The organism is Bacillus sp. ABP14 (assembly GCF_001831375.1).
Taxonomy (GTDB): Bacteria; Bacillota; Bacilli; order Bacillales; family Bacillaceae_G; genus Bacillus_A; species Bacillus_A paranthracis.
Window position 1 is genome coordinate 2,510,855 of record NZ_CP017016.1, and the last position, 16,773, is coordinate 2,527,627.

General features: G+C 31.4%; 17 protein-coding genes and 3 pseudogenes. 10 read left to right on the top strand and 10 right to left on the bottom strand.

All coding sequences use genetic code 11. The features are described from left to right. Window positions 1-251: 251 nt before the first annotated feature. The 9 genes and pseudogenes from BGI23_RS12960 (at window position 252) to BGI23_RS12995 (ending at window position 7,114) form a co-directional block, all read left to right on the top strand. Window positions 252-1,460: an L-lactate MFS transporter gene (locus BGI23_RS12960; RefSeq protein WP_070806157.1), complete on the top strand. Its 1,209-nt coding sequence runs from the start codon at window positions 252-254 to the stop codon at window positions 1,458-1,460. A 16-nt stretch (window positions 1,461-1,476) separates the two neighbouring features. Beyond that, window positions 1,477-1,557 (top strand): annotated as a pseudogene (locus tag BGI23_RS28695) (cadmium resistance transporter); the annotation flags it as partial. A gap of 189 nt (window positions 1,558-1,746) precedes the next feature. Then, window positions 1,747-2,172, top strand: a complete 426-nt coding sequence (locus BGI23_RS12965) for a GNAT family N-acetyltransferase (RefSeq protein WP_070807306.1) — start codon at window positions 1,747-1,749, stop codon at window positions 2,170-2,172. A gap of 210 nt (window positions 2,173-2,382) precedes the next feature. Further along, window positions 2,383-2,826 carry an NUDIX hydrolase gene (locus BGI23_RS12970; protein ID WP_070806158.1) on the top strand — a complete coding sequence of 148 codons (444 nt, stop codon included), beginning with the start codon at window positions 2,383-2,385 and terminating at the stop codon, window positions 2,824-2,826. Window positions 2,827-2,856: 30 nt separating this feature from the next. Continuing rightward, complete coding sequence (dnaN, locus tag BGI23_RS12975; RefSeq protein WP_070806159.1) at window positions 2,857-3,990, top strand: DNA polymerase III subunit beta; 1,134 nt, start codon at window positions 2,857-2,859, stop codon at window positions 3,988-3,990. 19 nt (window positions 3,991-4,009) lie between these two features. Beyond that, the gene (locus tag BGI23_RS12980; RefSeq protein ID WP_070806160.1) at window positions 4,010-4,531 is read left to right on the top strand and encodes an NUDIX hydrolase; all 522 of its coding nucleotides are present in this window, start codon (window positions 4,010-4,012) and stop codon (window positions 4,529-4,531) included. A gap of 74 nt (window positions 4,532-4,605) precedes the next feature. Beyond that, window positions 4,606-5,364, top strand: a pseudogene (locus tag BGI23_RS12985) (LAGLIDADG family homing endonuclease); the annotation flags it as partial. A gap of 135 nt (window positions 5,365-5,499) precedes the next feature. Continuing rightward, the gene (locus BGI23_RS12990) at window positions 5,500-6,582 is read left to right on the top strand and encodes a hypothetical protein (protein ID WP_070806162.1); all 1,083 of its coding nucleotides are present in this window, start codon (window positions 5,500-5,502) and stop codon (window positions 6,580-6,582) included. Between the two features lie 136 nt (window positions 6,583-6,718). Continuing rightward, on the top strand, window positions 6,719-7,114 hold the full coding sequence (locus BGI23_RS12995; protein WP_070806163.1) for a RidA family protein: 396 nt from the start codon (window positions 6,719-6,721) through the stop codon (window positions 7,112-7,114). Window positions 7,115-7,807: 693 nt separating this feature from the next. On the opposite strand, the gene BGI23_RS13000 is transcribed toward BGI23_RS12995, so the two are convergent. The 5 genes and pseudogenes from BGI23_RS13000 to BGI23_RS13025 all read right to left on the bottom strand — a co-directional run bounded on the left by BGI23_RS13000 (window position 7,808) and on the right by BGI23_RS13025 (window position 12,277). Continuing rightward, window positions 7,808-8,623 carry a YwqG family protein gene (locus tag BGI23_RS13000; RefSeq protein WP_070806164.1) on the bottom strand — a complete coding sequence of 272 codons (816 nt, stop codon included), beginning with the start codon at window positions 8,621-8,623 and terminating at the stop codon, window positions 7,808-7,810. Between the two features lie 78 nt (window positions 8,624-8,701). After that, window positions 8,702-10,327, bottom strand: a pseudogene (locus BGI23_RS13010) (DnaJ family domain-containing protein). Between the two features lie 89 nt (window positions 10,328-10,416). Beyond that, complete coding sequence (locus tag BGI23_RS13015; protein ID WP_070806166.1) at window positions 10,417-10,782, bottom strand: hypothetical protein; 366 nt, start codon at window positions 10,780-10,782, stop codon at window positions 10,417-10,419. A gap of 259 nt (window positions 10,783-11,041) precedes the next feature. Then, window positions 11,042-11,413 carry a YxiJ-like family protein gene (locus BGI23_RS13020; protein ID WP_000765926.1) on the bottom strand — a complete coding sequence of 124 codons (372 nt, stop codon included), beginning with the start codon at window positions 11,411-11,413 and terminating at the stop codon, window positions 11,042-11,044. Window positions 11,414-11,425: 12 nt separating this feature from the next. Then, complete coding sequence (locus BGI23_RS13025; RefSeq protein WP_070806167.1) at window positions 11,426-12,277, bottom strand: patatin-like phospholipase family protein; 852 nt, start codon at window positions 12,275-12,277, stop codon at window positions 11,426-11,428. Between the two features lie 180 nt (window positions 12,278-12,457). Here BGI23_RS13025 and BGI23_RS13030 point away from each other — a divergent pair, with 180 nt between their 5' ends. Then, window positions 12,458-12,835: a PH domain-containing protein gene (locus tag BGI23_RS13030; protein WP_000522462.1), complete on the top strand. Its 378-nt coding sequence runs from the start codon at window positions 12,458-12,460 to the stop codon at window positions 12,833-12,835. Window positions 12,836-12,956: 121 nt separating this feature from the next. On the opposite strand, the gene BGI23_RS13035 is transcribed toward BGI23_RS13030, so the two are convergent. From BGI23_RS13035 to BGI23_RS13055, 5 genes are all read right to left on the bottom strand, one after another. After that, window positions 12,957-13,430 (bottom strand): GNAT family N-acetyltransferase, encoded by a 474-nt coding sequence (locus tag BGI23_RS13035; RefSeq protein ID WP_070806168.1) that lies wholly within the window; start codon window positions 13,428-13,430, stop codon window positions 12,957-12,959. A 1-nt stretch (window position 13,431) separates the two neighbouring features. Next, on the bottom strand, window positions 13,432-13,953 hold the full coding sequence (locus tag BGI23_RS13040; protein ID WP_000999075.1) for a YfiT family bacillithiol transferase: 522 nt from the start codon (window positions 13,951-13,953) through the stop codon (window positions 13,432-13,434). A 16-nt stretch (window positions 13,954-13,969) separates the two neighbouring features. Continuing rightward, entirely contained in the window at window positions 13,970-14,497 is a 528-nt protein-coding gene (locus tag BGI23_RS13045) for a GNAT family N-acetyltransferase (RefSeq protein ID WP_000708334.1), read from the bottom strand. Between the two features lie 63 nt (window positions 14,498-14,560). After that, the gene (locus BGI23_RS13050) at window positions 14,561-15,883 is read right to left on the bottom strand and encodes an FAD-dependent oxidoreductase (protein WP_070806169.1); all 1,323 of its coding nucleotides are present in this window, start codon (window positions 15,881-15,883) and stop codon (window positions 14,561-14,563) included. An 82-nt stretch (window positions 15,884-15,965) separates the two neighbouring features. Continuing rightward, window positions 15,966-16,745 (bottom strand): undecaprenyl-diphosphate phosphatase, encoded by a 780-nt coding sequence (locus tag BGI23_RS13055; RefSeq protein ID WP_070806170.1) that lies wholly within the window; start codon window positions 16,743-16,745, stop codon window positions 15,966-15,968. Window positions 16,746-16,773: the final 28 nt, after the last annotated feature.

Sequence of the window (16,773 nt, forward strand, 5' to 3'; positions counted from 1 at the left end):
AATACATCTTAAGTCCCATCACATGATTGAAAACTTTTGGTACTCTATATACATAAGCATTTGAAAATGTCTTATCTTAACAAAGCTTTCTTTAAGTAAATCTAATATAACCTGCAGAAAGACACTTCATAATGGAGTGTCTTTTTGTGTACATGAATTCAATTTCCATTTTTCATGCAGTATCTTGCTTTTTATGATGGTTATACTAACTGTGAAAATTCATGTCACGATAAAAGAAGGGGACAGTTAGTATGAAACAAACTTCTATAAATCCGTTACTAATTGTTCTAGGTACAATCATTGTTCAAATTGGCCTTGGAACAATTTATACATGGAGTTTATTTAATCAGCCCCTTGTAAGTAAGTTTGGATGGAACCTTAATTCAGTTGCTATAACTTTCTCCATTACAAGCTTCTCTTTATCATTTTCAACATTATTTGCAGGAAAGTTACAGCAAAAATTAGGGCTTCGAAAACTCATCGCTACTGCAGGGATTGTGCTGGGACTCGGTTTAATACTTAGTTCACAAGTTTCCTCCTTACCATTACTATATTTATTAGCTGGTGTAGTAGTTGGTTATGCCGATGGAACTGCTTATATTACATCATTATCTAATTTAATTAAATGGTTTCCAAATCGAAAAGGACTTATTTCTGGTATATCTGTTTCTGCATATGGAATGGGCAGCTTAATCTTTAGATATATAAACGGAAGTCTTATCGATAGCCTTGGGGTATCACAAGCCTTTTTATATTGGGGGATTATCGTCTTACTTTTAGTATTAATCGGATCGTTCTTCTTACGTGAAGCAATAGTAAGTAACACTGTAGCTGAGACTTTACACAATGATTATACACCTCGTGAAATGATGCGAACGAAACAAGTATATCTTTTGTTTTTTATGCTATTCACATCGTGTATGGGCGGTCTATATTTAATCGGTATGGTCAAAGATATCGGAGTGCAGCTCGTTGGACTTAGCGCAGCAACTGCCGCTAACGCCGTTGCAATGATTGCAATTTTTAATACAGTAGGTAGAATCGTTCTTGGAACGTTATCAGATAAAATAGGTCGAATGAAAATCGTTTCTGCAACGTTTATTATTATTGGATTGTCAGTCTTTACTTTAAGTTACATTCCTCTAAATTATGGAATTTATTTTACTTGTGTAGCAAGTGTCGCCTTTTGTTTCGGTGGTAATATCACTATATTCCCAGCAATTGTCGGGGATTTCTTCGGATTAAAAAACCATAGTACAAATTACGGGATTATATACCAAGGGTTCGGATTCGGTGCACTTGCAGGAGCATTCATCGGGGCGCTTCTTGGAGGATTTGAACCAACCTTTATTATAATCGGCGTTCTTTCTGTTATCTCTTTCGTTATATCTATTTTAATTCGTCCACCAAAAACAGAAAAGAAAAAAGAAACACAACATTTATATCGGAAAGTAGCTTAATTTTAAAAAGAGTCCTCATAATATCGTTACAATCGTTCTAATTGGTTTAGGAATGTTCATTCTTTTTCGCAGTAATACAATAGAATTATTTTACTAATACGTTCAAACTAACGGAAGTTTTAAGTAAAAAGAATCAAACGCGGTAAAAAGCCGTACTACAAATAAAATGTAGTACGGCTTTTTACAATTTTAGTGAAATGAAACAGTGCACTACGACTATTAAGTTAGACAGGATATTACGATTATTAAATTGAATAGATACTTTAAAAGGAGCGTGATGATTACAATGAAAATAGTAAAACAATGGATCCAAGAAGATAGTGATTACATAAGAGAAAAAGTAATTGAATATAATCAAAAACATATTTCAGATGAAGAGAAAAAGCCTTCAGAAAAAATTAGTTTTATAGTGAAAAATGAAGATGAAGAAATAGTAGGTGGAATAACTGCAATTACATTTTGGCATCACGTACATGTTGATTTCCTGTGGGTTTCTGAAGAATATAGACACGAAGGTTATGGAACCAAGTTAATAAAACTTATTGAAGAATTTGCAATTGAAAAAGAGTGTAGCCTAATCAATTTAGATACTTTTAGCTTTCAGGCACCTGCTTTTTATAAAAAACATGGATATAAAGTAATTGGAGTAAGTGAAAATCACCCTAAAGGGCATAATCGATACTATTTGGAAAAAAGGTTAGAAAATATATAGAATCCCAAAATCAATCAAACCATAAAGAGCATACGTTGAATAATTACTTTCAAAATACGTTCTTTTTATTTAGAAATGAAGGGGGATCAATTATTACCTTTACTAAGGATAGATAAATGAAATACTCTATTAATTTTTTTATATTTTAAAACGATTAAATGGTAGAATGTAACAAAGATAGAAAATTCCCATTATTAGAGGTGGACTTAGATGAAGAAAGTAAATGTTACATATGCAATTTTATACGATAAAACAAACGAAAAGATCTTAATGGTTAAAAATAAAGGGAAGAATGGTTCTTATTACACACTACCAGGTGGCGCGGTTAAATTGGGAGAAACGTTAGAAGAGGCAGTCATTCGGGAAGTGAAAGAAGAAACCGGTCTACATACAACTGTAAAGGGTATTTGTTACATTAGCGAAGCTTTTTTCGAGGAGAGAGGACACCATGCAATATTCTTTAATTTTTTAGGTGAAATAATTGGCGGGGAAACAAATATAACAAGGCCAAAAGAAATTGAAGAGATTACTTGGATGGAATTACATATAGCATCACCGCATTTACGTATACCAGAACATTTAGTAAATATGTTAAAAAAGAAAGAAACGGTACCTTACTTTTTTAACGGAACAATCATTCATCAATCTTCATAAAACTATCATTTCATGTAAGGCGGGGAAAAAATGGAGTTTATCGTTAATCATAAACATTTCACTCAAGCACTTTCAGAAGTAAGTAAAGCAATATCTACGAAAGCTGTAATTCCTATACTATCCGGTATAAAAATAACTGCAGATCAATCTGGAATTACTTTAATCGCAAGTAATTCAAATATTTTCATCAAAAAATTTACCCCTAGTTCCATAGATGACGAACAAATTACGACTATTTTAAAAGTAGGAACAATTGTTGTACCTGCAAAATACTTCATTGAAATTATAAAGAAAATGCCAAGCGATATAGTAATAAAAAGTAAGAATGAGCAAACAATTACCATACAATCAGGAGAAATCACATTAAACTTAAATGGCTTTCCAGCGAATGAATTTCCTAACGTACCACAAATAGACGATCATGCAGAAATACAAATAGAAACAAAACAATTGATTGATGCGTTTAAACAAACAGTCTTTGCGGTAGCGAAAAATGAATCTAGACCCGTTCTTACTGGCGTACATATCGAGTTAGACTATAACAAATTAATATGCGCTGCAACTGACTCTCATAGACTAGCTATACGTGAAACACTAATTTCTACTAATATGAAAGCGAATTGTATTGTACCAAGTGCAACCATTAATGAGCTTTTAAAATTAATGAACAGCAATTTAGAATTCGTTTCTATTTATCTATCAGAAAGTCACATTATTTTTACATTCGGCACAACTACGTTATATTCACGACTAATTGAAGGGAAATATCCTAATATTTCTACTCTCATTCCAAATGAATTTCAAACCGTCATTAACATAGATAGACAAAGAATGTTACAAGGGGTAGATCGATCAAGCTTATTAGCAAGTGAATGGGCAAATAACAATGTTAACTTAGAAATTGTAAACGAATCTACAATTCAAATTTCTTCTAACGCTTCTCAGATTGGAAAAATATCTGAGACTCAACAGATAGATGTAATTCAAGGTAAAAAACAATTAAATATATCTTTCGATGGACGATTTATGTTGGATGCTTTAAGGGCAATAAAAGAAGAAACGGTTACTTTAAGCTTCAGCGGTTCTATGAGACCGATATTAATTGAAGCAGGGACACAATCTGCAGCAGTACATCTTATATCTCCAGTAAGAACTTATTCATAACAAGGGAAGGAATTACATTATGTACAAGCACACTTTATGTTTTATAAAAAGAAATGAAGAGATACTTATGTTAAATAGAGAATATGACCCTGTAAAAGGGTTATGGAATGGGGTAGGAGGAAAGATAGAAAAGGGAGAAACACCTCTAGAAAATGCAATTCGTGAAATAAAAGAAGAGACTAATATAAAAGTTACGCATGATCAAATTCAATTTAAAGGCATCATTAAATGGGAGGATTCTTCATATTCTGGCGGAATGTATGTTTATCTAGTAGAGTTACTTCATGAATTTATATATCACACTCCAAAAAAAGTCTCAGAAGGAATTCTAGATTGGAAAGAGATTTCTTGGATTCTTAGTGATTATAATTACGGCGTAGGAGAGATGATACCTAAATTTTTAGTTGAAGTGCTCCACAATGAATTCATATTAGAGCATAATTTTATTTTATCTAATCATAAATTAATAAATTATAGGAATCAGAAATTGGTTAAGCAGGATAGGTTACTTACTTCTTTATATAATACTATTCGCTTATAAATAACAAACTAAGAGAAAATGAAAATTTCAGATAGGAGATTCGATATGTGGACAACAAATATTATCAAAACTCCAAGAATAATATGGCTTATATTTTAGGATTTATAGCAGCGGATGGTGTCATACAAAAAGAAAATCAATGTGTTAGTGTATCACAAAAAGAAAGTTATATTTTAGAAGATATAAAAAAAGAACTAAAAACAAATCAGCCGCTCTACCAAAACAAAAAAACAGGTGTATATATGCTAAATATTAATAGCAAAACAATAAAAGACGATCTTATGAACATTCACGGAATTAAGCCATGTAAATCTTTTAACATTGAATTTCCTTTCGTGCCTGAAGAATATTTACATCACTTTGTTCGTGGGTATTTTGATGGGGATGGTTACGTCAATTATGAAACTTATACAGTTAGTTTCGTAGGTGGATCATATAATTTTATGAATTCTTTACATCAAATTCTTCAAAATCGCAATTTACGAGCCGATTTACTAAATCAAAACAAACATTATCGCGTTATTTTATCTGGAAGAAAATCAATACAACTATTTTCCAATTGGATTTATAAAGACAAAGATATTTATTTGCATAGAAAATATGAAGTGTTTCAGAAAGAGAATCTGAGTTTAGACCAATTACAAGATCGAAAATTAAAACAAACTCAAACTGTTGTTAAACAAAGAAAACAAAATTTCCTTAAAGAATATATGAAAAATAAATGTAGTGCTACAGCTTGCTCTAATTTAAAAATAAGCGAATCCACTTTTAAACGTTGGTTAAAAAATGATAATCAATTTAAAAAAGACTATGAAAGAATTCATTCATTATAAAAATGCAAGAAACCTTAGTATCTCTATGCTAAGGTTTTTAATTTGAGATTATTAGAGGATACTTATTTTCGTTTATAGAACTTAGTAAATACATAGATTTTACAATGAATTTACTCGTAAGGGAGGGAATATGAAATGCCCACTAATAATAGTCCGGAGAATATATTACATACAGCTTATGAAACTAAAATGATTTCATCTGGAGATAATTCGCCATCTATAAAAATAAAAGGAACGAAACTTCAATATTTACTTGTATTGGTTCATCTTGGTTTTGAGTCAAATGCTATAAAAATGATGTTAAATTGGACGAATGATGAATTTGAAAAGCGCGTTAATTTATTAGAAGCAGAGGGGCTATTGAAACAAATAGGAAGGAGGTACTATCCAACGTGTATGATTATAACAGCTTGTGAAGGAGAAAAGCTTTATAACCTTTGTGAACCTCTAATTAAACCAACACTTAAGATCTTTGAAAACTATTCAAGTCATATTGAAGATACTTCAAAAAGAATCGACACGTTTAATCATTTATCTAGAGAATCTTATAGTCTTTTATTGTATAGTGGTGTGTTATTAGATTTTGGACAAATAAATCACATTGAAGAAAACTATTTAAAAAAGAAACGACCTTTAAGAAATAAGAAACGATATTATTATGCAATTCAAGAACAAGAATTAACAGATATAGAGGCTTTCGGGATGTATGGTAATACGTATTTAGATTTAGGAGAAGTTCAAATTGGTCTTTATGGAAATTCTCGATATTCAACATTAAATTTAATTACAGTAGATAACGAAACATTTGAAGAATATTTCCAAAACACTAATACTGATATTAATTATAAGAAAAAACAATTAGTAAAAGGTTTCGTAGCAGCAGATAGACAAAAAGACTTACATTTAAACGTAGTTTACGAAAAATTAGGCTTATATCAAAATTCACAACCTATTATCCCTGTATTTAAATCAACAGACTTATTTATACTTAACGAAATTGCAAACACAATCAGTGAAGATTTAGTCTTATTATTCAACGAAAACGATAAACCTTTAAAACAATACTTTGCCAGCAGCAGATACTCAAAAGAAATTACTTATGAAGAGTTTTTTATCTGGTGGTATCACTTTTTCTATACAAAAGTAACTGAAGAATTAATAAAACAAGGTGTAATTATAACAAGCACACAAAAAAATCAAACGTACATAATCCATTAATAACTTTAAATTAAAGTGATAATATACTTTTACAAATGTAGCAGCTGAATGGATAAATAATTATTAGTAAATAAGGGATAATCTGAAGTTGAAATCTAATATAAAGAAAATAAGATATTCAAAGAGGAGAAGAGCCATGCAAAAGAAATTTATCAGTCCGGAAACGATGCCACCAACTTTCGGATACTCACATGTAGTGGAAGTTAGTAACGCTAAACGAACAATTTACATATCTGGACAAGTAGCAATTAATACAGACGGTCAAATTGTTGGAATTAATGATTTAGCTACACAAACACGACAAGTATTTGAAAATATTAAAATCGCATTAGAAACGTCAGACTTAAATTTCAATGATGTAGTAAAATTAACATTTTTCTTAACAGACATTTCTCAAATGACCATTGTTAGAGATATTCGAGATCAATACATTGACACTAATAATCCACCAGCAAGTTCAGCTGTAGAAGTTAGAAAGTTAATTAACGACAACTTATTAATTGAAATCGAAGCAATTGCTGTAGCAAACTAATTTTAAAAACGTATTTGCAATCATATCAATACAATTCGTTTAAAATGAACACATTAAACGAATTGTATTTTTTATTATTTAAATTCTAATTTATATAGCGGATAGAGCGAATAACTACACAATCAGTCACACATTACTAATTCGGTGAAAAAGGGGAGCATAACACCCAGTACTAACGTTTAATAAGTTTATTATTTTTAGTAAGTTAACATAATATATATTATAGGCAGTTATAAAAACAAAGCAATAACAGGTATCAAAAACCAAGTAAACTATACTTAATGAGACGAAACAGAGATTTTTAGTGAGATTCACATAAAATCTTCTTTAAACGCATTTATACAGTTTTTTATCTTTTTTTAGTTATAAATTCATCACAGCAAATCTTAATCGATTATTGATTAAGATTTAACGAATCAAAAACATTTTTGATCAGTAACAATTTTTTTATGCGGAAAAATCTTTTTACAAAATATAAATTAATAATTTTATGTTGCACTTTATAAATTTATTGCTATTTACACACGTTTTACAACTTTACATTATTTCTTGTTATTTCTGTTATTTACGCTTGACTTTTATTATTCCTATTATTTTACACTCTAGTTAACATAACGTTTATTTTTAACATAAAAAAATCTCCCTCATCTTCAGGAAGATTTTTTAGCTTGCTAGTATTTCATTTATATCTTTTTAGTAGCAATCCCAGTTGTAAATAACATTGGAAAAATCTAGATTTAACAAATCTTCTTTTTTAATAAAGAAATTAGCAACACCAGAATCTCCCCACATAATATTTAATGAATCATCTGTATCGATTTGCAGCAATAACATGTCATGTTGCTGGTATTTTTCTTCCCATTCTCTTGGATCTGTCTGTGTGAAAAATGGATAACCGCCTATTTTATGCCCTTGACAAACATATATATCGTCATACAGTTCTCCTAATTCTGTATTATTTTCTTCATCAACAATTTCTTCCCAATCAATTTCCTCACTAAACATCTTTTCAAATCGATAATCACTTGATGTTATGGGTTGATAACTTAATTCAAACCGTAGTTTAGCTGCTTCAGGTATGATAAAGTCCTCTAATTCTAAAGTATTTAAATAACTAAAATCAGTAATAACCTTATTCAAATCTTCTGTAATTGTAGAATGATAAATAATCCGAAAGTCTTTTTGGGTTGTTGGATGGTCAAAATCTGCTCCGTAAAGTTCATCATCAGCACTTACAAAAAACTGTAACATTCCCTCTTGAGGCATATATTCAACATGTGGCATTTCTTCAAAGTTTAGCTGTGCAAGTAACATCATAGGTTGTCCATTTGAATCTTTAGGATGCTCTTGATCTATAGGTACATACGGATAACCACCAAACTTACTCTCAAAAAGCGTTGTCTCTGCTAATGTTCCAGACACTTTAATATACGGTTTCACACTTTCTTCTAAAATAGTACGATACTGTTCTAGTTCTTTCGGAATTTGAAGTTGATACGTATTTTTCATTACGTTTGCCTCCCTTTAATAATGAATTGAAAATGCCTTACTTAATTATATAGCAAGAGATAGCTTTATTAAAAATTGTTAAAAGTCCGTTTTCACCCTCGTTTTTTGCGCACTTGGTGGACAAAGTAGGTTATGTTCTAAAACCTTTTTATTAATAGTTCGAATTAAATCCGCTGCTTCTGCAGTATTTGTATTTTCTTTTAGCTTTTCTTTTAAATTATCAATTTCCTTTGAAAGCTCAATCCACCTAGGTAAAACATGATTATTCTTTAACGTTCTATAAAGTTGCTTTTCAGGATTGTACGAAAGGTCGTTATCTAAATTAAGAGGCTTGCCTTTACCAGGCATATTATCAAAAGACCCTTTCTTTTCTGCTTCCTTCACGATAGAACTAATATGATCCTCATACGTATAGGACCAAACTTTCTCATCTTTTACTAAAATCTCTTGCTTTTTTAGTTTTTTATCTAGTTCTTCTTGATTCATAGAATCTCTCCTCTTTATATTTTATAGTAGCGTTTTTGTACGTTTCAATGCTTTCAACCCATCAAATAACTTTTCTCGCCACCAAATACTGTCATGGCCGCCTTGAAACTCTTCACAAGTAATTTGGTATTCTTTTTCTTTTAAAGCTTTATATAGGCGTCTATTAGCCGTTAAAAGAGGTTTGTTTTCAAGTTCGCCTGCTGCTAAATAAAATTGAGGCTGTGTCGCATTTGAATCTATAGATGAAATTTGATTTTCAATCCAAGGAATTTGATTTTCATATCCATCCTTTTTCCAATGTACAGATCCAGACATAGACAACACGTTCCCGAAAATGTGTGGATTTTGAAGCGCTGCATAACAAGCTGCTAGGCCACCAAGACTGAAACCGGCAATTGTTATATGTTTTACTTCTTGATGCACACGATACTTCGCCTGAATCCACGGAAGTAATTCCTCTGTTAAAAATGCATTCATTTTATCGTTATAAGTTAGCTCTTCTAGCCGATTAACTGGATCTATAGCAACAGCGATACAAGATGGAATTTCTTTTTCGTAAATTAAATAATTAAGTGTTTTTGTGATTGAAAGGTCATTAATGAATGAATTCCCATCAAATACAATGAGAAGTTCTTGAAGATATGAAGTGTGAGAATAATCATGAGGCGTATAAATATGAATTTTGCGTGTGTTATTTAAAATCGAACTATAAAAAGAATATGTTTCAATCTTTCCGGATGGATAATCATTTGAAGGAAAACGACTGCTATACTGCACGTCCATACCTATTTTTAACATAGACGCTTTATTGGCACCTTCTCCAAATACATTTTCATTAAATTGGTCTAGTTGGTACTGTTCACTACGCTTTATCCAATCGTTTTCAAAAAAATCATTTACTGTAAAATAATAAGTTGAAATAAAACTCTTATTCGTCCTAAACGTAACATACCAAATATCTGTCTGTAACAATCGTTGTAATTGATTTACAGACAGATCCCAACCAGGAAAACTACCGAATACATAAACGTTTTCAGTGTTTTGATCCCCTAACCATATATACGTTATAAGCTTATACTGATTATCTGCAGGGCATTGTTCTATTAGTGGCGTGTGATTTGACTTTATTTCATGCAAAAAAGTATAAAGAGCTTTTTCATTTCCATTCTTTAATTGATTTTTAAGCTTCTCTAACTTAGGACTGATTATTGTAGTCACCTCTCTTTCTCCTTTGTAGTATTCTATATGTAGTTTTTTTCATTAGAATCCCTATATAAAAGTAGTCGTAAGTTATTTGTTTAGCGAAGTTATTTATTAGAAAAATAATCAATTGCCTGAATAGACAGTTCTAATGATTTTATTCTTCTTTCTAAAAGTGTTCTTTGAGGACTCCCAAGCTTTGACTTAACATAAATCTTTTCAATTGATGGAAACAAACCAATTAGAACATTTCGAGCGTCTGCTAAATCCTCTTGCGTGTAATGATGGGTTTCTTGATTCCAAATACTTTCTAACATAGCTAAGCCGATACTAGCTGCTTTGAGTCTTTTTTTCACTAAAGTAGTGTTTGAGCCTTTTTGAGTCATCTGTGATAAGGCATTTTCTAGTTTACGGATTGTTGACTGTAAAGATTTAATTGATTCTACTTTATCTACATTTGATACGTTTTCCATATTAAATCTGTCCCTTCTTCGTTTCTAAATTAGTTTTCTTGATATTTGATAATACCATTTAGAAGCGAATTTTACTCGAAATATTTGAGTTGGACATGAATTTAAAGGGAAACAACTAACAAACTTCTATCTCCTCCCTCACACATTCTCTATATGTACTTCTTTTTTCTCGTTAAAATACCTACATGGATAAGTTGTAAATATTGTATATTTTATGAACAAAAAACGTACAAGCAGCGTCACTTGTACGTTTTAATTTTTATTCAGTAAGATAATAAAGTAATAGCTTTCGGGTCTTTTCATAATTCATGAAACCTCTATACAAAATGGGATACTTAACAATTTCTGTTTCTAGAAAACGATATTGTGGAAACCATCCAAAAAAAGATTTCCTTAGCCACTTTATTTGATTAAACACAATCTCCTGTTCATTATTATTAAGCACGTAACTTAAAGTACCTGCTGTATGCATCCAATAATAATTTAAATCAGCGCTTATACAATCATTTTCTGTAAACATAGTATTAAAATCTTTTCGTATTTTTCGAATGTCACAATTCGGAAACGGTTTATAAAGTGGACTATGCATTTTCTGCAATTCCTTAAAAATAATTTGTTTTCCTAACTTCAACTTTCTACCCCTTTACTTCTCTATCCAACTTAATAATTTTTCATAATGATATTGAGCATCTGTATAACCAAGATTATATAAATTAACGAGCTTTTCTTTACTTCTTTCTATTCCGCTTATTGGAAGCTGTACGCTAGGCTGAATAATATAAAAGTTGTCTTTTTGTTTTATTTGATGCATATAAGATATCGTCTCATTATAAAAACGATAATGTTCTACTAAAGATTGTGCGATATTCGGATATTTCCTATATAAAATTTTAGCTAGGCCTGAAAATTTATTACGTTGCTTCTCATATCCTTCTGGTTTTGTCATAATTACAACGTTCTTTTCATAACCATCAGTTTGCGCTTTTAACACCGGTATAGGATCTATAATCCCTCCATCTAGTAATTTGCGATTATCATATTCTACAGCAGGCGCTATAAACGGTACTGAGCTAGATGCACGAATGATTTTTAAAATATCATTTCCGTGTTCTGCTTTATTATAATAAATAGCTTGTCCCGATTCGCAATCAGTCGTCCCTATAACAAACTGTTCATTTGAGTTTAAGAAAGTTTGAAAATCAAATGGGACAATTTTATTAGGTACTTCATCAAATAAAAAGTCCATTCCGAATAATTCACGTTTTCGAATTAAATTTCGATAAGATATATAACGGTGATCTGCAACTAACTCTGTATTTACTTTTTTATTTCTCCCTTTTTGACGTGACAAATACGTTGCTCCCATACAAGCTCCAGCGGATACGCCAACTACATAAGGAAAGAATAAGTTCTTTTCCATAAAATATTCGAGTACGCCTGCCGTATATAAACCTTTCATTCCTCCGCCTTCTAATACTAAACCGATATTTTTCATGCTATATCCCTCTGCTTCTTTTTTTCTTACTTTTATATTAGCATAAGATATTAAGACGAGGTTATATAAAAGGATTACAACAATAGCCAGAAACTACTAATGTAATATCATAACTTCACACCGAGTTGCATGGTACAATATAAGTAACACATTCCACAAATAATGGAGGAGGAATTTCCTATGGGTTTATTTAGCGGTATTTTAGGAAATGCATCAAATGCGAGTACAGAAAGTGTAGAACGTGATTTAGAGAAGATTATGTTAGACGATGAGAAAGTTGAACATGCTTATAAATTAATTCGTGATTTAATCGTATTTACAAATCGTCGTCTTATTTTAGTAGATAAACAAGGAATATCAGGTAAAAAAACAGAATACCATTCTATCCCTTATAAAAGCATTACACAATTCAGCATTGAAACAGCTGGGCATTTTGATTTGGATGCTGAACTTAAAATTTGGGTATCTAGTTTGAGCGCCCCAATTACGAAAGAATTTAAAGGTGACGATAGTGTTTTAAGCATTCAAAAAGCGTTAGTAACATATACGACAAAATAACGCCTTTCCGTATATTTATTCATTTCTGAAATTACTAACCCGATTATTTTGGAATAATATTCATCGATTTTGTATATTTAATCTAAAATAACAGAAAAAGGTAAAGCGTATTTTAAATGCTTTACCTTTCTTTTTTGTAATAAATAAGTGTAGTTTTATCATTTAATTTCTTTATTACTTCTGTTCTTTTATACCCCATCTTTTCGTATAGAAAACAATTTCTTTCTTCTTCTAAAATCGTAGCAAGTTCAAAGCTTCGTGCTTCTGGAAACATCTCTTCAATTAAAATAAGTACCTGCTGAGCAATTCCTTTCCCTTGATAGACTGGATGAATAAACATTGGACTAATCCAAAATTTATAAGGTAGTTCTTTTTTGGATATACATATCGCTCCAACAAGGTTAGAATCTATTATCATTTTATAATAGTTACTGCTGGGATTATTTATCCTCAAAATCGTTTTTTCAATAGATTCATTTGCTGGGTTTGTTTCGTAGTCTTTATATTTATGTAATAAAGGGCTAAATGAGTCTATTTGCATCTGGAATATAACTTCTGCGTCGGTTTCTTTCGCTTTCTCTAAATGCATCTCCATGTTACCAATTTAGTCGCTTTCTTAATGAAGTTATATGAGCTGTATGATGACGTCCGTGCCATGCGTATAGTCCTATTGCAGCAGCAAGTTTTGTTTCACCAGTATCTGGATGGTTAAATGTCTTTTCTAGATCTTCAAGTTCTAAGGAATATAAAAGGTTAACCCATCTTTTATGTAATGACTCTAACATTACTAGTGAAACATCTACTGGTAATTTAGAATCAGGTAATTCTGCCCACTTCTCTTCTTTATATGGTTTAATCGTTGGATTCTTTTCTGTTAGTGCTAATTTAAAACGTATGTAGCTATTCATATGGCTGTCAACAACGTGATGGACTACTTGACGAACTGTCCATCCACCAACGCGGTACGGTGTGTCTAACTGCTTCTGATCTAAATCTTTGATAGCCTTCGTTAGTTCATTAGGTAAATCTTCAATTTCTTGAATCCATGTATCTATCATTTCTTCCGTTATAGGACGTTTGTATGTAAATTGTCCAATTGGATAACGTAAATCATTCATGAATAAATCCCCCTTCTTATAAGCGCGAAGTATTTCTCCAAATATAATGTACAAAATTCACCTGTTCCCCATTCAATTGTACAGATGTTGTATCTGCTTCGTTTTGATAAGAAGAAAACCCGCTTTTTTCTAGTACAATTTGTGATGCAAGATTATTAGAAGTTGTTTTAGCATGAACCTCATTAATTTCATTATTTTTTGCTACGTCTAAAATTAATTTTACGGCTGCAGTTGCAACTCCTTTTTTAGTAAATTTTTCTCCGACCCGATAACCTAACGAACTGATTCGAGTCTCCGAATCTATATCTACTAAATTTATTCTCCCTACAATTTCATTTTCTTCGTTACGAATTAAATAAAAATAAGATTCTCCATCCGCCTGTTCTATTAATAAATTATCTAGTAGTTTTTGGAAATATTCAAAATCAAAATATTGCGAGCCACGATTAGGTACCATTGTTTCAAAAAAAGACTTATTCGTAAGTTCAAACGTAAATAAATCCTTAGCATCGTGTTTCTTTAATTGTTCTATGTATATTTTCATCTCGATTACCCCTCCTATATCTACTAACTGCTATATATTCGTTTTTAATCAACTACTTTCCTGCTATTTCTTTTGTTTTAGTAACACAGCAAGTAGTACTTTTGGATGAAATAGGTGAAATGGACTACGAATTAAATTCATCACTCGTACTAACCGAATATAAACATCAGAATTACTTGCGGATAGTCGATATATTTGTTTTGTATACCATAGCTGAAATTTTTGTTTTGTAGTTAATGCTGTCTGTAGCTCCGGGTGACGCGATATTTCCGTTGTTGTCATATCCCAAGGGGTTTCTATTATAGTAGCTGCCTTTTTATAAAATTGTTGTGTAAATGTTTTATCAAGTTGTTTTCTACCTTGCAGAAGTAATTGCAACTGGTGAGCTTCCATAGCAGCAACGGAAACACCTTGACCGAAAACAGGATCAAAACGACAGTGTGCATCTCCAACTACTAACAATCTTTCGGGTAGATTATCCACTAAATCAAATCGCCTACGTACTTGATATGGAATTTTGTACGTTTTGGTATGTGAAATGGCTTCAGCTTTATTTAGAAAATCAGTAACATTAGAGATTGATAGGTTTTCAGCAAAATTATAAAATTCTTCATCTGTTTGTGGTGCTTTTTTATTTGCATATCCACTGAAAGTAACAAAATAACGATTATCCTCAATCGTTTGAATAAGAACGCCATACGGATTGTCAGGGAAACTTGGAGACATTAGCGTATTACAGTAATCTAATTTCTCATTTTCTTTAAGTTTAAACATTCTAGTTGTGTAAAATAAATCAATACGTGCTTTCTCTTCCTGCACTTCGATATTACATTCGCGTAACCATGCTATACTTTTTGAACCGAATCCACTTGCATCAACAACAATATCTGCATGTATTTCTTCTTGTGTGTCTGTCTCTAAACATTTCACTTTTACACCACATACTTTGTTAGCTTTTCTGTCTACTATTAACCCTTCCACTAGTGTTTTAAATTTACTAGTGATATTTGAAATTTGATGTATTCGTTTTTGAATATGCCATTCTAGCAAAGGACGACTTTGTTGAATCATATGTACTTCCCCTATGAACGGCTGTTTCCATAAACCAAATTGATGCCATTTTAAATCACGAGTAAAGTTATGTACGACACTACCTGCTTCTATTAATTCATTCGTAATATTAGGAAACAATTCCTCAATGGCGTTTTCTCCACCTTTTAATAACACATGAGGATGATTACTTTGTGGGACTCTTTTTCTCGAAGACTTTCCATCCCATCTTTCACCGGCTTCTATAATGATTACTTCTTTAAAAGCAGTTGATAATGCTTTTGCTGCGAGCTTTCCTGCAATACTTCCGCCAATAACGATAGCTTTATTAAACATATTTTCCTCCTTAATAAAAAGAGATCCTGTCTTTTATGAATGAAACAGGATCTTAAACTAATTAATTTCTTTACTATTATAATTAAAACACATGAGTATATTGCAACGTTATAATTAAAATACCTAATCCCCATACGTAATACGCAAATACTTTTAAAGAGTGACGTTTTAAGTATTGAATCATCCATGAAACAGCTATGTAACCAAAAAATGCTGCTGATAAAGTTCCGACAATTAAAGATGTACTAGAAATAGATTCTGCTTTCCCTTGAAAAACATCTGCAAATTGCAAAATAATAGCTCCGACAATGGCTGGTGTTGATAATAAAAAAGAAAAGTAAGCAGCAGTTTCGCGGTCTAACTTTCTCCATAATGCAGCGACGATTGTCATTCCAGAACGAGAAATTGCCGGAAAAATAGCAGCCGCTTGAAATGAACCAATGATAAATGCATCTTTATATGTAATGTTGACCATTTTTTTACGGCCATTCTTTTGTTTATCCGCCATGTAGAGAAAGAATCCTGTCACTAAAAACTCCCAACCAATCGTAATACCTGTTTTTGAAATATCCTCAAAAAAGTCTTTAAATAACAATCCGATTACAACTGCGGGTATCGTCCCGACAATAAGTAGTAGCATTAGTTTTGAAAATGGATTTTTAATTAAATATATAAATTCTTTTTTGTAATAAATAAACACAGCAAGTAAAGTCCCAATGTGCAGCATCGTATCTAAAAACAATCCTGCTTCATCTAATTGAAACAAATGCCTTCCTAAATAAAGATGACCTGTACTACTTATCGGTAAAAACTCTGTTAAACCTTGTATGATCCCTAATATAAAAGCTTCTAACCAATTCATGATGGTCCCCTTTCTTGTTTGCTTGTAC

What these genes read in the sequence shown, in the direction of transcription:
- BGI23_RS13050 (WP_070806169.1), bottom strand. Translation starts at nt 15,883, where the DNA reads ATGTTTAATAAAGCTATCGTTATTGGCGGAAGTATTGCAGGAAAGCTC.
- BGI23_RS13035 (WP_070806168.1), bottom strand. Translation starts at nt 13,430, where the DNA reads ATGGAGATGCATTTAGAGAAAGCGAAAGAAACCGACGCAGAAGTTATA.
- BGI23_RS12980 (WP_070806160.1), top strand. Translation starts at nt 4,010, where the DNA reads ATGTACAAGCACACTTTATGTTTTATAAAAAGAAATGAAGAGATACTT.
- BGI23_RS12960 (WP_070806157.1), top strand. Translation starts at nt 252, where the DNA reads ATGAAACAAACTTCTATAAATCCGTTACTAATTGTTCTAGGTACAATC.
- BGI23_RS12990 (WP_070806162.1), top strand. Translation starts at nt 5,500, where the DNA reads ATGCCCACTAATAATAGTCCGGAGAATATATTACATACAGCTTATGAA.
- BGI23_RS13055 (WP_070806170.1), bottom strand. Translation starts at nt 16,745, where the DNA reads ATGAATTGGTTAGAAGCTTTTATATTAGGGATCATACAAGGTTTAACA.
- BGI23_RS12965 (WP_070807306.1), top strand. Translation starts at nt 1,747, where the DNA reads ATGAAAATAGTAAAACAATGGATCCAAGAAGATAGTGATTACATAAGA.
- BGI23_RS13025 (WP_070806167.1), bottom strand. Translation starts at nt 12,277, where the DNA reads ATGAAAAATATCGGTTTAGTATTAGAAGGCGGAGGAATGAAAGGTTTA.
- BGI23_RS13045 (WP_000708334.1), bottom strand. Translation starts at nt 14,497, where the DNA reads ATGAAAATATACATAGAACAATTAAAGAAACACGATGCTAAGGATTTA.
- dnaN (WP_070806159.1), top strand. Translation starts at nt 2,857, where the DNA reads ATGGAGTTTATCGTTAATCATAAACATTTCACTCAAGCACTTTCAGAA.
- BGI23_RS13030 (WP_000522462.1), top strand. Translation starts at nt 12,458, where the DNA reads ATGGGTTTATTTAGCGGTATTTTAGGAAATGCATCAAATGCGAGTACA.
- BGI23_RS12970 (WP_070806158.1), top strand. Translation starts at nt 2,383, where the DNA reads ATGAAGAAAGTAAATGTTACATATGCAATTTTATACGATAAAACAAAC.
- BGI23_RS12995 (WP_070806163.1), top strand. Translation starts at nt 6,719, where the DNA reads ATGCAAAAGAAATTTATCAGTCCGGAAACGATGCCACCAACTTTCGGA.
- BGI23_RS13040 (WP_000999075.1), bottom strand. Translation starts at nt 13,953, where the DNA reads ATGAATGATTTACGTTATCCAATTGGACAATTTACATACAAACGTCCT.
- BGI23_RS13015 (WP_070806166.1), bottom strand. Translation starts at nt 10,782, where the DNA reads ATGGAAAACGTATCAAATGTAGATAAAGTAGAATCAATTAAATCTTTA.
- BGI23_RS13000 (WP_070806164.1), bottom strand. Translation starts at nt 8,623, where the DNA reads ATGAAAAATACGTATCAACTTCAAATTCCGAAAGAACTAGAACAGTAT.